Source organism: Pseudomonas sp. (assembly GCF_049645325.1).
In the GTDB taxonomy this organism is placed as follows: Bacteria; Pseudomonadota; Gammaproteobacteria; order Pseudomonadales; family Pseudomonadaceae; genus Aquipseudomonas.
Window position 1 is genome coordinate 1 of sequence record NZ_JBARTQ010000556.1, and the last position, 6,431, is coordinate 6,431.

The 6,431-nt window shown below is 62.2% G+C and carries 2 protein-coding genes; both read left to right on the plus strand.

The genetic code is table 11. The annotated features are described in order from the left end of the window. Positions 1-5,015: amino acid adenylation domain-containing protein (locus WBB95_RS23370; RefSeq protein ID WP_424489718.1), on the plus strand; the 5,015-nt coding region annotated here is incomplete at its 5' end. Between the two features lie 12 nt (positions 5,016-5,027). Next, a partial coding sequence (locus WBB95_RS23375) for a condensation domain-containing protein (protein WP_424489719.1) occupies positions 5,028-6,431 on the plus strand: 1,404 nt, incomplete at its 3' end.

Here is a 6,431-nt window from a genome sequence, read left to right on the forward strand (position 1 = left end):
GCGCTGAAGACTGGCGCGAAACCCTGACTGCCCATCTGCAACAAGTCCTGCCGGACTACATGGTGCCCAACCAGTGGCTGCTGCTGGACCAGATGCCGCTGTCGCCCAACGGCAAACTGGACCGCAAGGCGTTGCCTAAGCCGGACGCGGCCGCGCAGCCAGCCTACGTGGCTCCGCGCAGCGAGCTGGAGCAGCGCATCGCGTCGGTCTGGGCCGAGGTGTTGCGCGTCGAGCAGGTGGGCGTCACCGACAACTTCTTCGAGTTGGGTGGTGACTCGATCATTTCGATCCAGGTGGTCGGGCGTGCGCGCCAGGCGGGGATTCATTTCACGCCTAAAGAACTGTTCCAGTACCAGACAGTGCAAGGCCTGGCAGGCATCGCGCGCTGCGGTGAAACCGTATCCATTGTCGACCAGGGCCCGGTTAGCGGCAGCCTGGCGTTGTTGCCGTTCCAGCGGTGGTTTTTCGACAGTGCCATGCCCGAGCCAAGGCACTGGAACCAATCGGTGTTGCTCACCTCACGTGCGCCCATGCACGCTGGCCTGATCGAACAGGCATTGCAGGCACTGGTGCAGCACCACGATGCGCTGCGTCTGCGTTTCAACCACGCGGCGGATGGCTGGAGCGCCCATCACGCGCCTGTCGAACCGTTGCAGTCGCTGTTGCATCAGGCAACGTTGCAAACGAGCGATGAGATCGAAGCGGCCTGCGACGCAGCCCAACGCAGCCTGGACATAGAGCATGGCCCGCTGTTGCGCGGCCTGTTGATCAACCTGGCCGATGGCACCCAGCGCTTGCTGCTGGTGATCCATCACTTGGCGGTGGATGGCGTGTCGTGGCGGGTGTTGCTGGAAGATCTGCAGCAGGCCTACCAAAGCGTCTCGGATGGCAAGACCGTCGCCCTTGCCGCCAAGACGACTGCCTTCAAAACCTGGGCCGAACGCTTGCAGGCCTACGCTGTGGGCGATGTGTTGCGTGCCGAAAGCGCTTGGTGGCAGGCGCAGCTCAAGGCGGTGGATGCTGAATTGCCCTGCAAGACGAGCGCTGCCATCGTGCGCAATGACCAGGCGCGCACTGTGCACGTGCAATTAGGCCGCGACCTGACACAACGTCTGTTGCAGCAGGCCCCGGTGGCTTATCGCACTCAAGTCAACGACCTGTTGCTGACGGCGTTGGCACGGGTCATCGGCCGCTGGAGCGAGCAAGCTTCGACGCTGATCCAGCTTGAGGGGCATGGGCGTGAAGAGCTGTTCGACGCTATTGATTTGAGCCGCACGGTGGGCTGGTTCACCACTGCATTCCCGGTACGTTTGACGCCTGAGCAGGACCTGGCGGGCTCCATCAAGCGCATCAAGGAGCAACTGCGCTCGGTTCCCAACAAGGGTATTGGTTTCGGCGTGCTGCGCTACTTGGCGGACGCGCAAACCCAGCAGGTGTTCAGCCAGTTGCCGCAGCCGCGTATCACCTTCAACTATCTGGGGCAATTGGACAGCCAGTTCGATCGCGGAGCGCTGTTTGCCCCGGCCGTTGAGTCCGTTGGCAGCGAGCAGAGCCCGCTGGCGCCGCTGGCTAACTGGCTGGTGCTCAACGGGCAGGTTTACGACGGCCAATTCAGCCTGGGCTGGACCTTCAGCGACGTGTTGTTTGAGGCGGCCACCGTGCAGCGCCTGGCAGATGACTACATCGTCGAACTGACCGGGTTGATCGAGCATTGCAGTGATCCCGCCCACGGCGCCGTGACGCCGTCGGACGTCCCGTTGGCTGCGCTGACCCAGGCACAACTGGACGCGTTGCCCGTGCCTTGTGCAAACATCGAAGACATCTACCCCTTGTCGCCGATGCAACAGGGCATGCTGTTCCACAGCCTTTACCAGCAAGGCGGCGGTGATTACATCAACCAGTTGCGGGTCAACGTACAAGGGCTTGATGTGGAGCGTTTCCGTGCCGCCTGGCAGGACGCCGTACACCACCACGACAGCCTGCGCAGTGGCTTCATCTGGGAAAGTGAACAGCAACTGCCTTTACAGGTTGTGCACCGGCAGGCCGTGGTGCCGTTCACCGTCTACGATTGGCAGTCGCGCACCGATCTGGCGGATGCCGTGCAGCAATTGGCCGACACACAGCGTGAACAGGGTTTCGACCTGAAGGCCGCGCCGCTGCTGCGTCTGGACCTGGTGCGCAGCGGCCCCGACAACATTGAGCTGATCTACACCAGTCATCACATTCTGATGGACGGTTGGAGCAATGCGCAGTTACTTGGGGAAGTCCTGCAGCGCTACAGCGGTACGCAGCCGGCCGCCCGGGCGGGTCGCTATGGCGACTATATCGCCTGGCTGCAACGCCAGGACAACGCTCTCGGCGAGCGTTTCTGGAAAGAGCAACTGGCTGCGCTGGAGGAACCGACTCGCTTGGCAAGCACCCTGCAGTCGGCCCAGCCGAGCCACGGCTACGCCGATCTGTACGACGTCATCGACACCCAGCAGACACGGGATCTGGAGGCGTTTGCCCGTCGCCACAAAGTGACCCTCAACACCGTCGTGCAGGCCGCCTGGGCGCTCCTGCTGCAACGCCGTACGGGTCAATCGACCGTGGCGTTTGGTGCCACGGTCGCAGGGCGCCCGGCGGATGTGCCAGGTGCGCTGCAGCAGGTCGGGCTGTTTATCAACACCTTGCCAGTGATTACCAGCGTGTCGGCCGAGTGTGAGGTGGGCGAGTGGCTGCAAGCGTTGCAGTCACTCAACCTGCGCTTGCGCGAGTACGAGCACACGCCGTTGTTCAATATCCAGCGCTGGGCCGGGCAGGGCGGTGAAGCCCTGTTCGATAGCCTGTTGGTGTTCGAAAACTACCCGGTGTCGCAGGCGCTTGAGCAAGGCGCGCCCGCGGGGCTGGTGTTTGGCCAGGTGCATAGCCAGGAGCAGAGCAACTACCCGCTGACCCTGGCGGTGGGTCTGGAAGAGCGCTTGTCGTTGCATTACAGCTACGACCGGCAACACTTCTCGCCTGTTGCGGTTGAGCAGGTGAATGTGCAACTGCGCCACCTGTTGCAGCAGATAGTTGAAGTGGGCGCACACGGGCGCGTCGATGAGATTGACCTGTTCGACACGGCAAGCCGCCAGTTGATCCTGAAGGACTGGAACCCGTCGGTTGCGGCCTATGCGCCAACGGGCTGCCTGCACCACCTGATCGAAACGCAGGTGGCAAAAGCGCCGCACGCTGTGGCACTGGTGTGTGAAGGTGAGCAGTTGACCTACGCGGAGTTGAATCGTCGTGCGAACCGCCTGGCTCATGCGCTGATAGCCAGCGGCGTGGGCCCCGAAGTGCTCGTGGGCATCGCCGTGGAGCGCTCGTTCGAGATGCTGGTGGGCGTGCTGGCGATTCTCAAGGCCGGGGGCGCTTACGTGCCGCTGGACCCGGCGTATCCCCAAGAGCGCTTGCAGTACATGATCGAGGACAGCGGCTTGGCCCTGCTGCTTACGCAAGAACACTTGCCGCGCCCGGTCGGTGTGCGCAGCCTGCTGATCGGTGCCGATTACCCCGCCATCGAGCACAACCCGGAGGTGGCTGTCGGTCCGGAAAACCTGGCGTACGTCATCTACACCTCAGGCTCGACCGGCAAGCCGAAGGGCACATTGTTACCGCACAGCAACGTCGTGCGTTTGTTCGAGGCCACTCAGGGCTGGTTTGATTTTGGTGCGCAGGATTGCTGGTCGCTGTTCCATTCCTATGCGTTCGATTTCTCGGTGTGGGAGATTTTCGGTGCGTTGCTGTACGGCGGGCGTTTGCTGATTGTGCCGCAGGACGTCAGCCGTTCGCCGCAGGCTTTCTTCGATCTGCTCTGCACCGCGCAGGTCACGGTGCTGAACCAGACGCCATCGGCGTTCAAGCAATTGATGCAAGTGGCCTGTGCGGATCAGGCGTCGCGCAACCTGTCGCTGCGGTACGTGGTGTTCGGCGGCGAAGCCTTGGACGTGAACAGCCTGCGCCCATGGTTCGAACGCTTCGGCGATTCGGCGCCGCAACTGATCAATATGTACGGCATCACCGAGACCACCGTGCACGTGACTTACCGGCCGTTGTCGCAAGCCGACCTGGAAAACGACGCCTCCAGCCCGATTGGCGTGGCGATTCCTGACCTGTCGTGGTACGTGCTGGACCGGGACCTGAAACCGGTTCCGGCAGGTTGCATCGGTGAGTTGTTCATCGGCGGAGCCGGGCTGGCGCGGGGTTACTTGAACCGCGCCGACCTGAGCAGTACGCGGTTTATCCCGAACCTGTTCTCGGGCACGGGCGACCGCCTGTACCGCACCGGTGACCTGGCCCGCTATCGCGCTGATGGGGTGATTGACTACGTAGGACGCATTGACCATCAGGTGAAGATTCGCGGTTTCCGTATCGAACTGGGTGAAATCCAGGCGCGCCTGCTGGCGCAGGCCTCGGTGCGTGAAGCGGTGGTGCTGGCCCATGAAGGGCTCGGCGGCACTCAGTTGGTCGGCTACGTGGTGCCTGTCGACCGCGTCGACGATGCGGGTGCCTGGCGCGAAACCCTCAAGGCGGCCCTGCGTGAGGATTTGCCGGAGTACATGGTGCCTGCACACATGTTGCTTTTGGACCGGATGCCGCTGACCGCGAATGGCAAGCTGGACCGCAAGGCACTCCCCGAGCCCGACGCCAGCTTGTTGCAGCAGGCCTACGTGGCGCCCCACAGCGAGCTGGAACACAAGGTGGCGGCGGTATGGGCGCAGGTACTCGGGCTGGAGCGGGTGGGCATGGGCGACAACTTCTTCGAGCTCGGCGGCCATTCCTTGCTGGCCACCCAGGCGATGTTGCGCCTGCGCGAGCAGTTGGGCCTGGATATCACGATCAAGACCTTGTTCACCACCGCTGATCTGGCCGAGTTTTGCCAAGTCGTGCAGGCGCTTGAGCCAGAATTTGAACCTATTCACGATGTTTTGGCTAAATCAATGGAGGCCCTCAATCGTTTATCTGCCGATGAACTTGAAAAACTGATTTCCTAGTGAGGACCACACATGCAGCAATTGATCGAATCGGTAGGCGCGCTTTCTCCCGAGAAACGCAAAGCTCTGGCGATTCTGCTGAGTCAGAAGGGGATCAATCTCTACGGTATCGCGCCTATTTTTCGGCGTGCTGCCGGCGAGCCTCTTCGGCTTTCCTATGCTCAGGAGCGGCAGTGGTTCCTCTGGCAGTTGGACCCTGACAGCGCGGCCTACCATATTCCGACAGCGTTGCGCCTGCGGGGTCAGTTGGACAAGGCGGCGCTGCAGCACAGTTTCGATGCGTTGGTGGTACGCCATGAAACCTTGCGCACCGGGTTTGTCCGTGAGCAGGGGCAATTGCTGCAAGTGGTCCATGCGCCGTTCTCGCTGCCTGTTACGGTCAGGGCTGTACCGGTTTGTGAATCGGATGCGGCGCTGGAAGCTTGGCTGAAGGCGGCGATCGAACAGGAAATCAGCCAGACCTTCGACTTGATGCACGGGCCGCTGGTGCGCGCCACGCTGCTGCAAATAGCCGAGGATGATCATGTGTTGGTGCTGGTTCAGCACCACATCGTGTCGGATGGCGCGTCGATGCAGGTAATGGTCGAGGAATTGATCGAGGCCTATGCGGGCTGCTGTCGTGGTGAGGTGCCGGCGCAAGGGGATCTGCCGATCCAGTATGCCGACTACGCGCAATGGCAACGCAGTTGGATGGACGCCGGTGAGCGTGAGCGGCAATTGGCCTATTGGGTCGAGCAGTTGGGCGGTGAGCAGCCTGTGCTTGAATTGCCGCTGGATCGCCCACGGCCGGCGGTGCAAAGCTATCGTGGCGCGCGTCTGGATATCCCGGTGCCCGCGGCCTTGGGCGCAGCCTTGCAGGTGTTGGCCCGCCGCGAGGGCGCAACCCTCTACATGCTGTTGCTGGCGGCGTTCCAGACGCTGCTGCACCGTTACAGCGGGCAGCGCGACGTGCGCGTGGGTGTGCCTGTCGCCAACCGCAACCGTGCGGAAACCGAGCGTTTAATCGGCTTTTTCGTCAATACCCAGGTGCTCCAGGCGCGAATCGACGGCCAGTTGAGCTTTCGCGATGTGTTGCAACAGGTCAAGACGGCGGCGCTTGGCGCCCAGGAACATCAAGACCTGCCGTTTGAGCAACTGGTGGAGGCGTTGGCCCCTGCGCGTAGCTTGAGCCGCAGCCCGTTGTTCCAGGTGCTGTTCAACCACCAGACGGCCGCTCGCGGTAATGAGCAGGTCCTGCAATTGCCTGGGTTGCGCGTTGAGAGCATGGTGTGGGATAGCCAGGCGGCCCAGTTCGACCTGACGCTGGACACCCATGAATCGGCAGACGGGGTGCATGCGTCGTTGACCTATGCCACGGACCTGTTTGATGCCGGCAGCATCGAGCGCATGGCGCAACATTGGCTGGCGCTGCTGCAA